This is a genomic window from Mixta mediterraneensis, from assembly GCF_014946725.1.
GTDB lineage: Bacteria > Pseudomonadota > Gammaproteobacteria > Enterobacterales > Enterobacteriaceae > Pantoea > Pantoea mediterraneensis.
This window is the reverse complement of record NZ_JACFXY010000001.1, coordinates 410,665-427,965: the sequence shown is the minus strand read 5'-3', so window position 1 is coordinate 427,965 and position 17,301 is coordinate 410,665. Positions and strand designations below refer to the sequence as shown.

At 50.3% G+C, this 17,301-nt stretch carries 20 protein-coding genes and 1 other RNA gene; 13 read left to right on the top strand and 8 right to left on the bottom strand.

Translation table 11 applies throughout. The annotated features are described in order from the left end of the window. The first annotated feature begins 189 nt into the window (after nucleotides 1-189). The 3 genes from ppiD (at nucleotide 190) to H2P46_RS02175 (ending at nucleotide 3,019) form a co-directional block, all read left to right on the top strand. Nucleotides 190-2,058, top strand: coding sequence for a peptidylprolyl isomerase (gene ppiD / locus H2P46_RS02185; RefSeq protein ID WP_193403584.1), 1,869 nt, complete (start codon nucleotides 190-192; stop codon nucleotides 2,056-2,058). Nucleotides 2,059-2,197: 139 nt separating this feature from the next. Beyond that, a complete protein-coding gene (locus H2P46_RS02180; protein WP_193403583.1) occupies nucleotides 2,198-2,521 on the top strand; it encodes a ComEA family DNA-binding protein in 324 nt (107 codons plus the stop codon). A 96-nt stretch (nucleotides 2,522-2,617) separates the two neighbouring features. Continuing rightward, nucleotides 2,618-3,019, top strand: coding sequence for an acyl-CoA thioesterase (locus H2P46_RS02175; protein WP_193403582.1), 402 nt, complete (start codon nucleotides 2,618-2,620; stop codon nucleotides 3,017-3,019). A 49-nt stretch (nucleotides 3,020-3,068) separates the two neighbouring features. Here the strand turns inward: H2P46_RS02175 and queC are convergent, their stop codons facing one another. Further along, nucleotides 3,069-3,764 (bottom strand): 7-cyano-7-deazaguanine synthase QueC, encoded by a 696-nt coding sequence (gene queC, locus H2P46_RS02170; protein ID WP_193403581.1) that lies wholly within the window; start codon nucleotides 3,762-3,764, stop codon nucleotides 3,069-3,071. 681 nt (nucleotides 3,765-4,445) lie between these two features. Between queC and H2P46_RS02165 the strand changes: the two genes are divergently transcribed. The 5 genes from H2P46_RS02165 (at nucleotide 4,446) to amtB (ending at nucleotide 10,384) form a co-directional block, all read left to right on the top strand. Further along, entirely contained in the window at nucleotides 4,446-4,907 is a 462-nt protein-coding gene (locus H2P46_RS02165) for an Lrp/AsnC family transcriptional regulator (protein ID WP_193403580.1), read from the top strand. A gap of 24 nt (nucleotides 4,908-4,931) precedes the next feature. After that, on the top strand, nucleotides 4,932-6,701 hold the full coding sequence (locus H2P46_RS02160; RefSeq protein WP_193403579.1) for a SmdA family multidrug ABC transporter permease/ATP-binding protein: 1,770 nt from the start codon (nucleotides 4,932-4,934) through the stop codon (nucleotides 6,699-6,701). Next, entirely contained in the window at nucleotides 6,694-8,469 is a 1,776-nt protein-coding gene (locus tag H2P46_RS02155; RefSeq protein ID WP_193403578.1) for a SmdB family multidrug efflux ABC transporter permease/ATP-binding protein, read from the top strand. Before H2P46_RS02160 ends, H2P46_RS02155 begins: the two co-directional genes overlap by 8 nt. A 257-nt stretch (nucleotides 8,470-8,726) precedes the next feature. Further along, complete coding sequence (gene glnK / locus H2P46_RS02150) at nucleotides 8,727-9,065, top strand: P-II family nitrogen regulator (RefSeq protein ID WP_193403577.1); 339 nt, start codon at nucleotides 8,727-8,729, stop codon at nucleotides 9,063-9,065. Between the two features lie 32 nt (nucleotides 9,066-9,097). Continuing rightward, complete coding sequence (amtB, locus tag H2P46_RS02145; RefSeq protein ID WP_193403576.1) at nucleotides 9,098-10,384, top strand: ammonium transporter AmtB; 1,287 nt, start codon at nucleotides 9,098-9,100, stop codon at nucleotides 10,382-10,384. A 65-nt stretch (nucleotides 10,385-10,449) separates the two neighbouring features. On the opposite strand, the gene tesB is transcribed toward amtB, so the two are convergent. Continuing rightward, nucleotides 10,450-11,313 (bottom strand): acyl-CoA thioesterase II, encoded by an 864-nt coding sequence (tesB, locus tag H2P46_RS02140; protein ID WP_193403575.1) that lies wholly within the window; start codon nucleotides 11,311-11,313, stop codon nucleotides 10,450-10,452. 191 nt (nucleotides 11,314-11,504) lie between these two features. Between tesB and H2P46_RS02135 the strand changes: the two genes are divergently transcribed. Continuing rightward, a complete protein-coding gene (locus H2P46_RS02135) occupies nucleotides 11,505-12,062 on the top strand; it encodes a YbaY family lipoprotein (protein ID WP_193403574.1) in 558 nt (185 codons plus the stop codon). 36 nt (nucleotides 12,063-12,098) lie between these two features. On the opposite strand, the gene H2P46_RS02130 is transcribed toward H2P46_RS02135, so the two are convergent. After that, on the bottom strand, nucleotides 12,099-12,410 hold the full coding sequence (locus H2P46_RS02130; protein WP_193403573.1) for an MGMT family protein: 312 nt from the start codon (nucleotides 12,408-12,410) through the stop codon (nucleotides 12,099-12,101). Between the two features lie 176 nt (nucleotides 12,411-12,586). Between H2P46_RS02130 and ffs the strand changes: the two genes are divergently transcribed. Further along, nucleotides 12,587-12,683, top strand: an RNA gene (gene ffs, locus H2P46_RS02125) — signal recognition particle sRNA small type. Nucleotides 12,684-12,826: 143 nt separating this feature from the next. Here ffs and H2P46_RS02120 read toward each other — a convergent pair. The 3 genes from H2P46_RS02120 to H2P46_RS02110 all read right to left on the bottom strand — a co-directional run bounded on the left by H2P46_RS02120 (nucleotide 12,827) and on the right by H2P46_RS02110 (nucleotide 13,942). After that, the gene (locus H2P46_RS02120) at nucleotides 12,827-13,042 is read right to left on the bottom strand and encodes an HHA domain-containing protein (RefSeq protein ID WP_193403572.1); all 216 of its coding nucleotides are present in this window, start codon (nucleotides 13,040-13,042) and stop codon (nucleotides 12,827-12,829) included. A gap of 24 nt (nucleotides 13,043-13,066) precedes the next feature. Continuing rightward, a complete protein-coding gene (gene tomB, locus H2P46_RS02115; protein ID WP_193403571.1) occupies nucleotides 13,067-13,444 on the bottom strand; it encodes an Hha toxicity modulator TomB in 378 nt (125 codons plus the stop codon). 147 nt (nucleotides 13,445-13,591) lie between these two features. After that, nucleotides 13,592-13,942, bottom strand: coding sequence for a hypothetical protein (locus H2P46_RS02110; protein ID WP_193403570.1), 351 nt, complete (start codon nucleotides 13,940-13,942; stop codon nucleotides 13,592-13,594). A 353-nt stretch (nucleotides 13,943-14,295) separates the two neighbouring features. Here H2P46_RS02110 and H2P46_RS02105 point away from each other — a divergent pair, with 353 nt between their 5' ends. Genes H2P46_RS02105 through H2P46_RS02095 form a run of 3 tightly spaced genes read left to right on the top strand, consistent with a single transcriptional unit; the run spans nucleotide 14,296 to nucleotide 16,693 of the window. Further along, nucleotides 14,296-14,964 (top strand): metal ABC transporter ATP-binding protein, encoded by a 669-nt coding sequence (locus H2P46_RS02105; RefSeq protein WP_193403569.1) that lies wholly within the window; start codon nucleotides 14,296-14,298, stop codon nucleotides 14,962-14,964. Continuing rightward, nucleotides 14,961-15,800 (top strand): metal ABC transporter permease, encoded by an 840-nt coding sequence (locus H2P46_RS02100; protein WP_193403568.1) that lies wholly within the window; start codon nucleotides 14,961-14,963, stop codon nucleotides 15,798-15,800. Before H2P46_RS02105 ends, H2P46_RS02100 begins: the two co-directional genes overlap by 4 nt. A gap of 14 nt (nucleotides 15,801-15,814) precedes the next feature. Next, nucleotides 15,815-16,693: a metal ABC transporter solute-binding protein, Zn/Mn family gene (locus H2P46_RS02095; protein WP_193403567.1), complete on the top strand. Its 879-nt coding sequence runs from the start codon at nucleotides 15,815-15,817 to the stop codon at nucleotides 16,691-16,693. 58 nt (nucleotides 16,694-16,751) lie between these two features. Here H2P46_RS02095 and ykgO read toward each other — a convergent pair whose 3' ends face one another. Both ykgO and H2P46_RS02085 read right to left on the bottom strand, forming a co-directional pair. Next, a complete protein-coding gene (gene ykgO / locus H2P46_RS02090) occupies nucleotides 16,752-16,883 on the bottom strand; it encodes a type B 50S ribosomal protein L36 (RefSeq protein WP_193403566.1) in 132 nt (43 codons plus the stop codon). A 10-nt stretch (nucleotides 16,884-16,893) separates the two neighbouring features. Next, the gene (locus H2P46_RS02085; protein WP_193403565.1) at nucleotides 16,894-17,148 is read right to left on the bottom strand and encodes a type B 50S ribosomal protein L31; all 255 of its coding nucleotides are present in this window, start codon (nucleotides 17,146-17,148) and stop codon (nucleotides 16,894-16,896) included. Nucleotides 17,149-17,301 lie beyond the last annotated feature (153 nt).

The following is a 17,301-nucleotide window of genomic DNA, read 5'->3' as shown; positions in this document are numbered from 1 at the left end:
CGTTCTCATGTAATATACGGGCACATCTTTGAGATGTGCTTTTTTATTTTGTAGCGCAGAAAAAGGTCGTGAGACGCATCTCAGCAGGATTAATGCTGCCAGCTAAACTTGCAGCTTCGTAATGTGCCAGCAAAACGGTGCATTATGGCCGAGCTTTATATTCACACTATAGCGGAGTGCTGTCATACCATGATGGACAATTTACGCGCGGCGTCGAACCATGTCGTGCTCAAGATTATTTTGGGATTGATCATTTTTTCCTTTGTGCTGACGGGGGTTGGCAACTACCTGATTGGCGGCAACAATGATTATGCGGCCAAAGTTAATGGTCAGGAGATCAGTCGGGGACAGCTGGAGCAGGCGTTCAATAATGAGCGTAATCGTCAACAGCAAATGTTGGGCGATCAGTTTTCTCAGTTGGCAAGCAACGATGGCTATATGCAGCAGATACGTCAACAGGCGCTGTCTCAGCTGGTCGATCAGGCGTTGCTTGAAGCATATATCAAAGATCTTCATATCGACATCAGTGATGACCAGGTTAAACAAGCCATCTTTAATCAGAAGGCTTTCCAGACCAATGGCAAATTCGATAACGGCAAATATAACGGTTTGATTTCCAGCATGGGTTATACCGCCGATCAATATGCGGAAGCGTTGCGCAAACAGTTATCGAATCAGCAGCTGATCAATGCAGTAGCGAATACCGACTTTATGCTGAAAGGCGAAACCAGCAAGCTGGTAGATCTGGTCTCACAGAAGCGTGCTATCCGCCAGGCGACAATCGATGTAAATGCCCTTGCCGCTAAGCAGGCCGCTACTGATGAGGAAATAAGTCAGTATTACCAACAAAATAAAAACAATTTTATGGCGCCTGAGCAGTTCCGTGTCAGCTATATCAAACTTGATGCAGCCAGTATGCAGCAAGCCGCCAGCGAGGCAGAAATCCAGAGCTGGTATGATCAACACAAAGCTGATTATTCTCAGCCGCAGCGTAATCGCTATAGCGTGATTCAGACCAAAACTGAAGCTGATGCGAATGCGCTTTTAGCGCAGCTGAAAGGCGGCGCTGACTTCGCCGAACTGGCGAAAAGCAAATCTATCGATCCCATTTCAGCCCGCAAAGGCGGCGATATGGGTTGGCTGGAACCCGTAACCACACCTGATGAGCTAAAAAATGCCGCGCTGACGCAAAAAGGCCAGCTATCCGGCGTAATCAAATCATCGGTTGGCTTCCTGATCGTACGTCTTGATGACGTGCAGCCAGAGCAGGTTAAATCGCTGGCTGACGTACGCGATAGCGTGGCAGACAAAGTGAAGCAGGAAAAAGGCGTTGATGCCTTCTATAAACTGCAGCAGAAAGTCAGTGAAGCAGCCAGCAATGACAATGAATCGCTGGCAGGTGCTGAACAAGCGTCAGGTATAAAAGCCACTGAAACGGGCTGGTTCAGCCATGACGATCTACCGAAAGAACTTAACTTCGATGCGGTAAAACAGGCCATCTTTAACGGCGGTCTGGTTGGTCAAAACGGTGCGCCGGGCAATAACTCTGACATTATCAGTGTTGAGGGCGATCGCGCGTTTGTGCTGCGTATCAGCGAGCATAAACCAGAAGCGGTGAAGCCATTAGAACAGGTTAAAGCGCAAATCACCGATACGCTGAAGCACGATAAAGCGCAACAGCAGGCGAAAGCGCAGGCGAATAAATTACTGGCAGACCTGAAAGCCGGTAAGCAGGAAGCGTTATCTGTCGCTGGCTTAACGCTGAGCGGCGTGACAACGGTGGACCGTAACGCGCAAGATCCCGTTGCGCAGGCAGCTTTCAATCTGCCACAGCCTGCCGATAACAAACCCTCCTGGGGCGTTAGCGAAGATATGCAAGGCAATGTAGTACTGGTGGCTGTCGATAAAGTCAGCGCCGGCAGTATGCCTCAGCCACAGATTACCGAAATGGTTAAAGGCGTGACGCAAAATAATGCTCAGTTAGCCTTCGAAGCGCTGCTGCAAAACTTGCGTAAAGAGGCAAAAATTAAATACGGTGCCGCGGCACAAATGCAGTAAGCCTCGCAAAAAATCAGTAATCGCTGAAATAAACAAAGGCCGCTTTCGCGGCCTTTTCCATTTTTAAACTTCGCCTTTTGAGCCTGTCTTTTCGCCGTGACATTCTGAGCCTGCTGTTAAACACAAGGAGAAACACAGCATGGCAAAACCTACTTTATATGCACTTTGTCTTTCACTGGCGCTTGGCGGTGCCCTGTTTCAAACTGCACTGCAGGCCGCAGAAACCACAAGCGAAGATCAGGCAGCTCAGGTTTCAGTGCCGCAGCAGGAAAAAATCAGTATCAATGACGCTACGGCAGAACAGCTGTCAGCCGGGATGAATGGTATCGGTTTGAAAAAAGCGCAGTCGATTGTGAATTATCGCGAACAATATGGCGCCTTTACGGCGATTGAGCAGCTAAAAGAAGTGCCCGGTATCGGCAATGCCTTAGTAGAAAGAAATGCTTCGCGTCTGAAATTGTGAGGTGATACACATCTTGACGATATAGCCAGCCGCAGCGGTTGGACTTTGCTAGAGTGAGCAGGTCCAACCAGTTATTCGCTGTGACAGGAGCAGAAAATGCGATCCGCTATTAAAGTACGTGGCTATCATCTGGATGTCTATCAACATGTTAACAATGCGCGCTATCTGGAGTTCCTGGAAGAGGCGCGCTGGCAATGGCTGGAAGAAGTCAACGCTTTCAACTGGCTGGTAACGCAGAAGCTGGCTTTTGTCGTGGTCAATATTAATATCAATTATCGTCGCCCGGCCGTGCTGGGTGACGTATTAGAAATTGAAAGTGAGTTAACGCAGTTGAACGGTAAAAGCGGTATTCTCGCGCAGCGTGTACTGTTAGCCGGACATGAAACAGTGATTGCAGACGCGGCGCTGACCTTTGTATGCGTTGATTTGCATAGTCAGAAAGCGGTGCCGCTTAATGGCGAATTGCGTCAACGCTTACACGATTTAATGGAACGATGATAAGACGGCAAAACCGAAATCTCGCCGCTTGTCATCTGTTCGAAATAAATCAGTTCAAACCGGTTTTACTTTTCATGGATGCCATAACACCGGCCTGATCGTTGAGATAAGCGTTGAGACCATTAGCGCGTAAATGACAGGCCGCACAGTCGCCACAGCCATCACCTTTAATGCCGTTATAGCAGGTCAGGGTTTGTTTACGCACCAGTGACAGCTGTTGCCAGTAATCAGCCAGCGCCCAGGTTTCGGCTTTGTTGAGCCACATTAAAGGCGTCTCAAAACGGATATTGCGCGCCATACCTAAATTCACAGCATGATTGAGCGCTTTAACGAATTCGTCGCGGCAATCGGGGTAGCCTGAAAAATCGGTTTCGCAAACCCCCGTAATAACCGCTTCAGCCTCTACCTGGTAGGCATAAACTGACGCCAGGGTCAGAAACAAAATATTGCGTCCGGGAACAAAGGTGCTGGGTAAGCCACTAGCATGGGGATCATAGCTGGGAACCGGAATATTATCGCGCGTCAGGCTGCTAACCGCGAGTTCGTTTAGCATGGTGACATCCAGCACTTTATGCGCGCAAGCCCCTAACTGCAGCGAAAGTTGATGCGCAACTTCGATCTCTTCGCGGTGGCGCTGACCATAATCGAAGGTCACACAATATACTTCATCATATTGCTGAAGCGCCTGAATTAAGCAGGTGGTGGAATCTTGTCCACCACTGAAAACGACGACAGCGCGTTTCATGGTGTTTTCCTGTTAAGCAATTTGTGCGTATGGTAATGCTTCCGTTCGCTGCTGAACAGCTGTGTGAAGCGTTAATCGACGGCGGAAACCAGACGCGGCTGAAATCGAACCAGCCCAGGGAAGTAAGCCGGAGCTTCTCAATATCCGGTGGCGCAAAAATTTGCTAGCGAGAGCTACATCGCAGCAACTATAAGCCACAGGTCATCAGCTGTTGCTTACGTTGCTATAAAAGCGTGAGCGGGCTTATTGCCACAGAAAAAGTCGGCAGGGTACTGTTGAGTCGCCGATGTATGCTTTGCCTTGTTGAGGCCGCCAGCATGGTTATCATTGCGGATCAATTTACTGTTATGGCGCAAGGATAAACGAAGATTGTGAAAAGACGATGAGCCATGATTAAAACTGCGCCAGCGATCTGTTGATTACGCGCCAGGCTCTGTTTCAGTCTTCGCGCGGATGGACGCTTACCTCTTGCTGTTAACATCTGTCTGATCCAGGCGAATCGAATGTGTTTCAGCAAGACGTTAACGATCCATATTCGTCTCTTTTATGACGTCGTGAGCCCGGTAAGCGCACCCTGTGCGCATTCAGCAGCGTTAGTTTAAGGCACGCACGGAAAAAAGGGTTGGCTATATTGCCGCTAAAATGGCGTTAATAGAGAAACCCTTTCTCCGGAATTCACCAATGCCAGATAAAACTGACCTTAAAATGCTGGCGCTGCTGCAGCAGGATTGTACATTATCGCTGCAGGAGCTGGCAGATGCGGTAAACCTCACCACAACGCCATGCTGGAAACGCCTGAAAAAGCTTGAAGCTGATGGCATTATTCGCGCACGCGTCGCGTTGCTTGATGGCGAGAAGCTCGGCTTATCCTTAACTGCTTTTATGTTTGTTAAAACCCAGCAGCATAGCAGCGACTGGTATCAGACTTTTGTCTCGGTAGTGCAAAGCATGCCCGAGGTGATGGCCTTTTATCGTATGGCTGGAGAACACGATTACCTGTTACGCGTGCAGGTTGCAGATATGAAAAGTTATGACAACTTTTATAAGCGCTTAGTTAACGGCGTGCCGGGCTTGATTGACGTCACCTCCAGCTTTGCCATGGAAGAGATTAAATACACCACGGCTTTACCTGTCGCCCCGTAAGGGCAAAAGATTGAGAATAGCGTTGTGCGATTATTCAGCCAGTTAAGTTGGTATTTTATCCGTGAATGGCGACGCTATCTCGGTGCCGTCACCTTATTGATCATCATTGCTGTCCTGCAACTGTTGCCACCGCGTGTGGTAGGCATCATCGTAGATGGCGTAACGCGCAGCAGTATGAGTGCCGGTCAAATCATCATGTGGATTGGCATTATGTTACTCACGGCGGTTGTGGGGTATCTGTTGCGCTACGTCTGGCGGGGGCTGTTATTTGGCGCCTCCTATCAGCTTGCTGTTGAGTTGCGAGAGGATTTTTATCGCCAGCTAAGCCGTCAGCACCCGGCCTTTTACCTGCGTCATCGTACCGGGGATTTAATCGCGCGTGCCACAAATGACGTTGATCGCGTAGTCTTTGCCGCGGGTGAAGGCGTCTTAACCCTGGTAGACTCACTGGTGATGGGCTGCGTGGTATTACTGGTGATGAGCACGCAAATCAGTTGGCAACTCACTTTGCTCTCTTTGGTGCCAATGCCCATTATGGCGCTGGTGATCCATCGTTACGGTAATCAGCTTCATCAACGTTTCAAACGGGCACAGGCCGCTTTTTCCAGTCTCAACGATCAGACGCAGGAAAGCCTGACCAGCATCCGCATGATCAAATCTTTTGGCCTCGAAGAACATCAGTCGCAGCAATTTTCCGACATCGCACGTGATACGGGAGAAAAAAATCTGCGCGTGGCGCGCGTTGATGCGCGTTTCGATCCCACCATTTACATTGCCATTGGCTTTTCTAATTTGTTGGCCGTCGGCGGTGGAAGCTGGCTGGTTTGGCATGATCAGATGACCCTGGGCCAGCTTACCAGCTTTGTCATGTATCTTGGCCTGATGATTTGGCCGATGCTGGCACTGGCCTGGATGTTTAATATTGTTGAACGCGGTAGCGCAGCGTGGAGCCGTATTCGCACCTTACTGGCGGAAGCGCCTGCGGTAGAGGACGGTCAAAAAACCCTGCCTTCAGAGCCGGGCATTCTTCAGGCCGCCATTCGCGAGTTTCGCTATCCAGCCAGTTCTGGCCCGGTGTTAAGCCATCTGAATTTTCAGCTAAAGCCGGGCGAAATGTTGGGGTTGTGTGGGCCAACGGGCAGCGGAAAAAGCACGCTGCTCAGCCTTATTCAGCGCCACTTTGATATTCAGCAAGGCGATATTCGCTATCACGACACACTGTTATCTCAGCTACGCATTGATAGCTGGCGCAGTCGTCTGGCGGTGGTGAGTCAAACGCCGTTCCTGTTCTCGGATAGCGTGGCGCATAATATTGCCCTAGGCAAACCCAGTGCCACTCAGGCAGAGCTTGAGCGCGTGGCAAAAATGGCCTGCGTTCATGATGATATTTTGCGTCTGCCGCAAGGCTATGAAACCGAAGTCGGTGAGCGTGGCGTGATGTTATCGGGCGGGCAGAAACAGCGTATTTCCATTGCCCGTGCGTTATTGCTTAACGCGGAGATGCTTATCCTTGACGATGCGCTGTCGGCGGTTGACGGGCGAACGGAACATGAAATTCTGCATAACCTGCGGATCTGGGGCCAGGGCCGCACCTTGATTATCAGCGCTCATCGCTTGTCCGCTTTAACCGAAGCCAGCGAAATTTTAGTGTTACAACACGGTGCGGTCGCACAACGCGGCGACCACGATGCATTGGCCACAGAGCCTGGCTGGTATCGCGATATGTATCGTTATCAGCAGCTGGAAGCCGCGTTGGATGAGGATGAGCATGAAAAAGGAGTGCCACATGGCTAAGTCGCGGCACTTGTGGCCAACCTTAAAACGCTTGTTGAGTTACGGCAAACCCTGGCGCAGATCGCTGTCGTTAGCGGTGGCGATGTTGTGGATCGCCGCGGCCGCCGAAGTCACAGGCCCGGTTCTGGTCAGCTACTTTATCGATAATTTGGTGACGAAACATCAGATGCCGTGGGCGCTGGTGGCCGGTCTGGTGGTGAGTTTTGTTCTGTTACAACTGCTGGCTGCGGCGCTGCATTATGGGCAGGCGCTGCTATTTAACCGTGCCGCGATTGGCGTAGTGCAGCGGCTTCGCAGCGACGTGATGAATGCAGCGCTGCGCCAGCCACTGAGCGCTTTCGATACTCAGCCGGTTGGCCAGATCATCTCGCGTGTCACTAACGATACCGAAGTGATCCGGGATCTTTACGTTACCGTCGTTGCAACAGTACTGCGCAGCGCGGCATTAGTTGGCGCGATGATGGTAGCGATGTTTAGCCTCGACTGGCACATGGCACTGGTGGCAATGCTGATATTTCCAATGGTGCTGGTGGTCATGCTGATCTATCAGCGCTACAGCACGCCAATTGCACGACGCGTGCGCAGCTATCTCGCCGAAATCAATAATGGTTTCAACGAAGTGATCAGCGGCATGAGCGTAATTCAGCAATTCCGCCAGCAGGCGCGTTTTGGTGAACGTATGGGGGAGGCGAGCCGCTCGCACTATCTGGCGCGCATGGAAACGCTGCGGTTAGATGGTTTTCTGTTGCGACCCTTGTTAAGCCTGTTTTCAGCGCTGGTGCTGTGCGGCCTGCTGCTGCTGTTCAGCTTTTCGGTGCCGGGCGCCTTTGAAGTTGGCGTGCTTTACGCTTTTATCACTTATCTGGGGCGTCTGAATGAGCCGTTGATTGAGCTCACCACGCAGCAATCAATGCTGCAACAGGCGGTGGTTTCCGGCGAGCGTATCTTTGAGCTGATGGACGCTGCGCAGCAGCAATACGGGGAGGATAATCGTCCGCTGGCTTCAGGCCGCATCACGCTGAACCATTTGAGTTTTGCCTACCGTGAAGATCGTGATGTGCTGAGTGAAATCAATCTGGATGTGCCTTCCCGTGGATTTGTCGCGCTGGTGGGGCATACCGGCAGCGGCAAAAGTACGCTGGCAAACTTATTGATGGGATATTATCCGGTAACGCGCGGTGAAATTCGCCTTGATGAACGTCCGATAAGTCAGTTAACCCATGCGGTATTGCGACGTGGTATCGCCATGGTACAGCAGGACCCGGTGGTACTGGCCGACACGCTGTTAGCGAATGTGCGCTTAGGGCGCGCTATTAGCGAAGAGGCTGTCTGGCAGGTACTGGAGCAGGTCCAGCTCGCACCTTTAGCCCGCAGTATGTCGGCAGGCATCCATACCCGGCTGGGCGAGCAGGGCAATAATCTTTCTGTCGGGCAAAAACAGTTACTGGCACTGGCACGCGTGTTGGTCGAGCTGCCAAAAATTTTGATCCTCGACGAAGCCACTGCAAATATTGATTCCGGCACTGAACAGGCGATCCAGCAAACACTGCGCGCCTTACGCCAGCACAGCACGCTGGTGGTTATCGCGCATCGTCTCTCAACTATTATTGAGGCCGATACCATTTTAGTCCTGCATCGTGGACAAGTAGTGGAGCAGGGCAATCACCAACAGCTGCTTGCGCAGCAAGGCCGCTACTGGCAAATGTATCAACTTCAGCAAGCGGGAGATGAACTTGCTTCGGGCATAACCTTAACAACAGAAGGGTAAATTGCACCTTTTTAGCCCGTCTTTATCGGAATATTCTGTATAAATGCACTTCTTTGAGGTCTGAAGCACCAAAGAGGTGCGACAGTCACCCATTCTCAATCCGCTTCATCTATCCTCCGTCTTATCCATCCCAAAACGAAGCAAGTTGTAGCGCGCTTGCCTTACTGATTCATCGCTTTTTTTATTTATGGCACGCGCTTTGCTTATATCACTGCGTGTCCGAAAGATTCATTCATTTAATAGCTGGAGGGGATCCTATGAAGCTGGTTACCGTCGTGATTAAACCATTCAAGCTGGAGGATGTACGTGAAGCTTTATCCTCTATTGGTATTCAGGGACTTACCGTCTCCGAAGTTAAAGGTTTTGGGCGTCAAAAAGGGCACGCCGAGCTTTATCGTGGCGCTGAATACAGCGTGAATTTTCTGCCAAAAGTGAAAATTGATGTCGCTATCGCTGACGATCAGCTTGATGAAGTCGTGGATGTAGTCAGCAAGGCGGCGTACACCGGTAAAATTGGCGACGGTAAAATTTTCGTCGCTGAACTGCAGCGCGTAATCCGTATTCGTACCGGCGAAACCGACGAAGCAGCGCTGTAAACCAGATTCAGTAATGTGATGGGATGGAAAAAATGAATAAAATTTTAACGAAGTTGGGCCTGACCAGCCTGGCACTGTTACCATCGCTCGCGATGGCTGCACCTGCCGTTGCGGACAAGGCTGATAATGCATTTATGATGATTTGCACCGCGCTGGTGCTGTTTATGTCGATTCCAGGAATAGCATTGTTTTACGGCGGTTTGATTCGTGCCAAAAACGTGCTGTCAATGTTAACGCAGGTTGCAGTGACTTTCTCTCTGGTTTGTGTGCTGTGGATGGTTTACGGCTACTCGCTCGCCTTCAGCGAAGGTAACGCTTTCTTTGGTGGCTTTGAGTGGGCGATGCTGAAAAATATCCAGCTGACTGCGGTAATGGGCAGCTTCTATCAATACATTCACGTTGCGTTTCAGGCCTCTTTCGCCTGTATCACCGTCGGCCTGATTGTTGGTGCGATAGCGGAACGTATTCGTTTCTCAGCGGTACTGATTTTTGTGGTGGTATGGTTGACGCTGGCTTATCTGCCCATCGCTCACATGGTATGGGGAGGCGGCTATCTGGCACAGGACGGCGCGCTGGACTTTGCTGGTGGCACTGTGGTGCATATCAACGCGGCCATTGCTGGCCTGGTGGGTGCTTATCTGGTGGGTAAGCGTGCCGGTTTCGGTAAAGAAGCGTTTAAACCCCATAACCTGCCAATGGTTTTCACCGGTACTGCCATTCTGTATGTCGGCTGGTTTGGCTTTAATGCCGGTTCTGCTTCAGCCGCTAACGAAATCGCTGCGCTGGCATTCCTGAATACGGTAATGGCTACCGCGGGTGCGGTATTGTCCTGGATTTTCGGTGAATGGGCGCTGCGTGGCAATCCTTCCCTGCTGGGAGCATGTTCTGGCTTCATTGGTGGTCTGGTTGCAATCACCCCGGCTTGTGGTTATGTGGGTGTCGGCGGGGCATTGATCATTGGTCTGGTCGGGGGCCTGGCTGGCCTGTGGGGCGTAACGACGTTGAAAAAATGGCTGCGCGTTGATGATCCCTGTGATGTGTTCGGTGTGCATGGCGTGTGTGGTATCGTAGGTTGTATTCTGACCGGTGTGTTTGCCTCTTCTTCACTGGGCGGTGTGGGCTATGCAGAAGGTGTAACCATGGGCCATCAGGTTTGGGTACAAATCTTCAGCGTTGGCGTCACCATCGTCTGGTCAGGTGTGGCAGCATTTATCGGCTTTAAACTGGCTGACATGATTGTCGGGCTGCGTGTACCGGAAGAGCAGGAACGCGAAGGTCTGGATGTGAACAGCCACGGCGAAAACGCTTACAATCAATAATACATCCGCTCAAAAAGAGCTGTGTGCGAAAACATAAAAGGGGGGCGAGGAATCGCCCTCCTTTTTTACTCGCTGCGCTGACGCATCACTCCTTCCTGCACCGTCGATGCCACCAACACTCCCTGCTGATTATAAAATTCTCCACGAACAAACCCGCGCGCGCCAGACGCCGAGGTGCTGACCACGCTGTAAAGCAGCCATTCGCTAAAATCAAACGGGCGATGGAACCACATCGAATGATCGATGGTGGCAACCTGCATATCGGATTCTAAAAAACCTTTGCCATGCGGTTGAAGCGCAACAGGTAAGAAATTCAGATCGGATGCGTAGCCCAAAACATATTGATGCAGCCGTAAATCGTCTGGTAAAGCGCCATTCGTGCGGATCCAGACCTGACGCACCGGTTCATCTACATGTCCCTTTAACGGGTTGTGTATTTGTATCGGTCGAATCTCCAGCGGACGCTCAGCAATAAATTTTTCGCGTACCTTTTCTGGCAACATATGCGCCATTTTTTGCGCCATAAACTGCTCGGACAATAAATTATCCGGGCCGGGAACGGCTGGCATTTGATTCTGATGCTCAAAACCACTTTCAGGTGCCTGAAACGAGGCGGTCATATAAAAAATAGGCTGCCCGTTTTGTATCGCACTGACGCGGCGGGCACTAAAACTTTTGCCGTCACGTAAAGTTTCAACATCGTAAATGATAGCTTTTTTGCTATCGCCAGGACGTAGAAAATAGCTGTGGAATGAATGAATTATGCGGTTTTCCGGCACCATTTGTTTCGCAGCGTACAGCGCCTGGCCTACCACCTGACCGCCAAATACCTGGCGCAGACCCAGATCTTCGCTCTGACCACGGAATAAACCTTCGTCGAGTTTTTCCAGATTCAATAAATTCAGCAGATTTTGCAGTGCCTGGCTCATCGCGTATTCCTCAAAATAATGTCTGGTTCAGTTTGAAAGATCCGACCAGTTGTCGTCAATCAGTCTTTAACGCTGGTGCCAGCCAGGCAGGTTTTCGATATTTGTGCCAGTATTAGGAACATACAGCGAATGAAGCGCTGTATCGCAGATTCGCTGCTGATAATCATTTTGATCAAATGGAGACGACATCAATGAAACTCTGGCAAGTGTTCAGTGGATTAGCATTGGCGGTGGCTGTCGGAGGGTGTGCCGACAAAGGCAGGCCGGTTCCGACGCCAACTTTAGGTGCCGCAGTAGCAGGGCAGCAAGCGGCCATTACCCAGCCAAACGTTAGCGGTTCGGTGTATATTCGTCAACGCGTTGCGTTGCCACCGGATGCGGTTTTAACCGTCACGCTGTCGGATGCTTCTGTAGCGGGCGGACCCTCGAAAGTGCTGTCGCAGCGCGTTGTGCGTACCGAAGGTAAACAAGCACCGTTCCAGTTTGTGCTGCCGTTTAACCCCGCCGATGTTCAATCTAACGCACGAATTCTGCTAAGCGCAGCGATTGCTGTTGACGGTAAGCTGGCCTTTATCACTGATAACGTGAAGCCGGTTATCAACCAGGGCGGCACTAAGGCTGAGCTGTTGCTGGTTCCGGTTCCACAAAGAGCGATACCAACGCAGCCGGGAGCGGCAACAACCGTGCCCTCTACCTCCCCAGCGCAGGTTACGCCATCATCTTCAGTACCTGCACCAACTAATATGTAATGATTTCGGGGCGACGGGTTCGCCCCTTTTCATCGCTTAACCTATCCAGCGATATTTCTCCAGCTCAATATGTCCGTCATCGCTGACTTCAATGCCTTCAGCTTCCAGCGCATCACGTTGACGAAATAAATCCTCTCCCTGCAAAGAAATTGAACCATGGCGGTTTACCACCCGATGCCAGGGAAGCGAGCTGCCTGCAGGTAAACGTTTTAATACTCCACCAACCTGACGCGCCGCGCGCGGAGAGCCTGCCAGTTGCGCGATTTCACCATAGGTGGTGACTTTACCGCGGGGTATGGCAGCGACGACTTGCCAGATACGTTGTTGAAAGCTGTCAGGTTGATCCATCGGCTGATCCTGTCTCAGTAAATGGCTGCAACTTTAGCATGGCCGGGGCGGGTAGAAAGCGCGGAAAAGGTCTGTTGTTCAAGAAAACAACGGTCATCCGGCCTTTACTTGCAATTGCCGGAGCCTTCCCCGATAATGCCTGCGCTCTTGTGATGAGAGCTTGTCAATGGAGGCCCTGTTGGTTCTCCCGCAATGCTAGCTTGTGAACTCGGTCAGGTCCGGAAGGAAGCAGCCGCAGCAGGTGACGCGTGTGCCGGGATGTAGCTGGCAGGGCCTCCACCATTTCTGCTTTCTCAAACAATCCCTTCAGAAACGACAGACAGGCGAAGCTCGCCTGAGATCAATCCCTTGTATGCAGGCGAGATTTTTTAGATGATTAAAGACATTACCGCGAAAAGACGTAGTGTATTGACAGACTAACGGACGAATTTCCATACCGAACCGGGAACTTTGTCATAAAGCTTATTCATCGTCAGCTCAGCTAAACGATGATCAGCCGCAGAATAGAAAACCGCTAATTCGTTGTCAGATAATTCATACTTGTTTTTTTCAATAACCCTTTCAAGGGTATCGATTGAGCGACAACGACGCAGTCGCATCAAATAATCCGTTTTGGTTAAGGCTTTGTTCATAAATAAACCGTTCTCACATAAGTACTATAATGAATGGCTTGGTTGCTGGAGAAAAGCGCACTCTTCAGTAAACAGATTAAATAAGCGTTTAGCTGAACGTTGCCATCGTTGAAGGTCTTGCGGATTGATACCGTAATTACTAAATAACATAAAGGTATCATCAAGATATTCATCGATTTGCGAAATCAGCGCTTCATCTTCAACGTGCTTAATTTTGTAATTCATCGTGAAAGAAGCGATGTGCTCAATCAGATCATTAAGTTGCAAGTTGCTTTCAGAAGTCGGATCATTAACCCAGCCGTGATGGCTATCAGTTAATACTGCCATACTCTCGTCAAACAGGTTCTCACACAGGTATTTAAGCTGGGCAATATCATGCCGTTTCGGTGAGTATTCGTCCATCTTTTTCCCCTCCGTAGCTAGCACAGGTACCGCGATGCGGCAAGATAAGATAAAGCGGCCAGGAAGCGATAATTAGAGCTATTAATAAACGGAGTGCTTTAAATATAGAGTAAAACCATTAGTTATGCTCACCTCCATTACTAAATATTACAATTCATCGCCTGGAGAAGGGCGCGTATTATCGATGACCTCAAACGCAAGCGCACCAGGCACAACGCGAAACATTATCTGTTCTTTTTGCGTTACTGTCTCGTTTAGATCCAGGCAGGGGTTAAATACATTCCACTCAAAATGGTAAAGCATTTTAAATCTATTAGGCCCACCATTCTCAACAGAAATAATTTTAAAACTTTCAGGAACTATCCGGGCATTTTGTGAATACCACTGTAAATCGCCCGCTAGCGGTTCTGCTATTTTGAGAATATTCCGCTGAATAATTGATTCTAATTTTGCGCAGTCATTTTCACCCGGCGCAATATCACATTCAAGATGTAGCATATCAGATGTTTGTAATAATAATTGATAATCCTATCATTAGTGTTCTGCAAGAAGTTTGCAAGTAACTTACGGTTGCTTTGACCTGTCATTGGGATTCGTAACCCGTTAACTCTTTGATTAAACTGATTTTATACTTATAGCTCCCGCCTTTTTATTGCTGCAACGTTATTTTTTGAAACATTTTACTCTCTCTCGCTGCTCATAAAAACAGGTATTATTAGTGTTATGTTATAACATTATAAGGTGGCAGTGATGAATCACAGCGGACTACTACTGTCGCTAAGCGGCAGATTATGTGTCGCCCTGACACTGATTGCATTGCTGGGGCTAGCGATGTGGTGGGGAATACAAAAATGATCAAATTCAGCGATCTTTGTGTCGGCTATCAGGGTCAGACGGTAACGCCCGTCATCAATGGCCAGTTAGCGGCAGGCAGTATGACAGCGCTGGTGGGCGCTAATGGCAGCGGGAAGTCGACATTATTAAAGACTATCGCTGGCTTATTGCCTCCCATCGCCGGGCATTGCGATCTTTTTTTACCACGCAAAGAGCTGGGTTGGTTACCACAACGCACTGAGCTGGAAACGCGATTTCCGCTGACTGTTTTTGAGCTGGTTTCGATAGGTTGCTGGCCGCGCTGCGGCTGGTTCGGCGGCATCACTCGCGCTTTGCGGAAAGAAATCTGGCAGGCGCTTGAAGCGGTGCACATGACAGAGCATGCCGATGCGCAACCTGCCACATTATCAGGCGGTCAGCTACAGCGCGTATTGTTTGCTCGCCTGATGTTACAGCGCAGCCGCCTTTGGCTGCTGGATGAGCCATTTAATGGGATCGACAGCCAAACCGTCACGCTATTAATGTCGATTCTGCAACAACAGCAGCATGCGGGAACGACTCTGCTGGTGGTGCTACACGATCGTCCTCTGGTTGCCCGTTACTTTAACGATGTACTGTCAATGGACGATGCGTCTCATCGCCAGACACAAATAGCTTCCACTCCGCTGCGGAGAGTCGCGTCGTGATAGTGATACACCCTTTCATGGAGTTTGGCTTTATGCGACGCGCGCTGGTGGCCTGTATCGCCTTAGCCGTTAGCGCCACGCCGCTTGGCGTATTTCTCTCTCTACGTCGCATGAGCCTGATTGGCGATGCGTTATCACATGCGGTGCTGCCGGGCGCCGCCATTGGTTATCTCATTTCAGGACTTTCGCTGGTGGCGATGGGGATTGGCGGAGTGATCGCGGGTTTAGCCGTTGCGCTGTTATCCGGTGCCGTCAGCCGCTATACGCCGTTAAAAGAGGATGCCAGTTTTGCCGGTTTCTATCTCGGCTCGCTGGCGTTGGGTGTGACGTTAGTATCGTTGCGCGGTTCAAGCGTAGATCTTTTACATGTGCTATTTGGATCACTATTGGCGGTGGATAACCCGGCGCTGCTGCTGGTGAGTGGTATTGCTGCTTTTACCTTGCTGATGCTGGCGCTTATTTACCGGCCTTTAGTCATTGACGCATTTGATCCGGACTTTTTGCGCGCCCAGGGCAAATGGAGTGCGCCGCTGGTGCATGGACTTTTTCTGATGCTGGTGGTGCTGAATCTGGTGGCGGGCTTCCAGGTGTTAGGCACCTTGATGTCAGTCGGGTTGATGATGTTACCCGCCGCAAGCGCACGCTTCTGGAGTCGCCATCTTGCCGCCATGCTCGGCATTGCCATGTTGCTGGCGGGAATGTCGTCATTTATCGGTTTAATCCTTTCCTGGCATTTCTCATTACCAGCCGGACCTGCGGTGGTACTGAGTGCTGCTGTTCTGTTCTTTCTCTCAATTTTGACAGGGCCGTGCGGCGGTCTTTTACGCCGCCATTAAATTAAGGAGTTTTTATGAAAAAGTTACCGGTTAGTCTGGCGCTTGGTGCGATGTTGGTTAGCCCCTTCTCCATGGCGAAAACCGTGGAAGCGGTAGCCAGCTTTACTGTACTGGCGGACATGGTTAAACAAGTCGGTGGTGATCATGTGCACGTAAAAAGTCTGGTCGGGCCGAATGGTGATCCGCATACTTTCGAGCCCACGCCGCAGGACAGCCAGGCGCTGGCGAAAGCCGACGTGGTATTTGTTAGCGGCCTGGGGCTGGAAGGGTGGATGAATCGTCTGGTCACGGCATCAGGATACAAAAATCAACCCGTTATTGCTTCCACAGGGGTGACCACGCGCACCCTGGAAGAGGACGGTAAAAATATCACTGACCCACATGCCTGGAACAACCTGCAAAATGGCGTGATCTACGCGACTAATATCATGAATGCATTAATTAAAGCCGATCCCGAGGATGCGACCGATATTCGTCTGCGTGGCGAAAATTATATTCAACAGCTCAAAAATCTGGATAGCTGGGCAAAAACCGCTTTCGAAGCTGTTCCACCCGCTAAACGTAAAGTATTAACCAGCCACGATGCGTTTGGCTATTTCGGTCAGCGTTATAAGGTGAATTTTCTGGCGCCCGTTGGCTTCTCTACTGAAGCTGAGGCCAGTGCCAGCGACGTTGGGGGGTTGATCAAACAGCTGAAGCAGCAACATATCAACCGTTACTTTATTGAGAACCAAACCGATCCGCGTTTAGTGAAGCAGATTGCCAGCGCAACCGGTGCGCAACCGGGCGGCGAGCTTTATCCTGAAGCACTGTCTGACGCATCGGGGCCGGCAGCAACCTATGTAACCGCGTTCAAACACAACGTCAACGCCATGTTAGGCAGCATGCGTTAAGCATAAAAAAAAGCCGGGAATTTTCCCGGCCAATATCATCACGACACGTCCTGACTTTTTATTTCCTTCCCTGTACCGCTTTAAAGCGCGGATTCGATTTACAGATCACATAAACGCGCCCGTGGCGACGGACGATTTTGCAATCTTTATGGCGATTTTTAGCTGAACGCAACGAGCTCAATACTTGCATGTTTCCCTCTCTATTTACGGCCCAGAAAGCGGCCAAAACGTTGATTAAAGCGTGCGGTACTGCCTTCTTTGGTGAAATCTTTTTGTTTACCGGTGTAATGCACATGGGAGGCTGATGAAACGTCAAGCGGGACATAGGGCAGCGTTTCTCCTTCAAATTCCACGGTGCGATCGGTTTTGATAGTTGAACCGATTTTGAACCAGGCGTTGGCAGAAGTGTCGTGGAACACAACCTGCCGATAATGCGGATGGATATGGGGTTTCATATTCCCACCTTCATGTAATGTTATAATATTACAATAGTATGCACCTCCTTCCTGATGAATGCAACCGTAAGGAAGGCCGGAAATAAAGGGGAAGGGATTCGGAACAAGGCAGAAATGAAGACAGACAGGCAATAAAAAAGGCCGCTTGCGCGG